At 78.9% G+C, this 532-nt stretch carries 1 protein-coding gene; it reads left to right on the forward strand.

The window, feature by feature from the left end:
- Positions 1-532 (forward strand): KR domain-containing protein (locus BG452_RS37195; protein ID WP_188308768.1); only part of this gene is annotated, 532 nt, incomplete at both ends.

The raw sequence follows: 532 nt of genomic DNA on the forward strand, positions 1-532 counted from the left end.
GGCCACCGTGGCCGCCTGCGACGCCGCCGACCAGGCCGCGCTCGCCGCGCTGCTGGCGACCGTCCCCGCCGACCGGCCGCTGACCGCCGTCGTGCACGCGGCCGGGGTGCTGGACGACGGCCTGCTCGCCGCGCTGAGTCCCGAGCGGCTGGCCGCGGTGCTGCGCCCCAAAGTGGACGCCGCCTGGCACCTGCACGAGCTGACGCTCCCGTACCGGCCGTCCGCCTTCGTGCTGTTCTCCTCGGTCGCCGGGATCGTCGGCGGACCGGGCCAGGCCAACTACGCCGCCGCCAACACCTTCCTGGACGCCCTCGCGGAGCACCGGGCCGGACTCGGCCTGCCCGCGACCTCGATCGCCTGGGGCCTGTGGCAGGGCGAGGGCGGCATGGCCGGGCACCTGGGCGAGGCGGACCTGCGGCGGATCGCCCGCAGCGGGCTGCGCCCGGTCACCGCCGCCGACGGACCGGCGCTGCTGGACGCGGCGCTGGCCGGCCTGCGGCCCGCCGTACTGGCCGCCCCGCTGGACCTCGCC

It is taken from the genome of Streptomyces sp. CBMA123, from assembly GCF_014596465.1.
In the GTDB taxonomy this organism is placed as follows: Bacteria; Actinomycetota; Actinomycetes; order Streptomycetales; family Streptomycetaceae; genus Kitasatospora.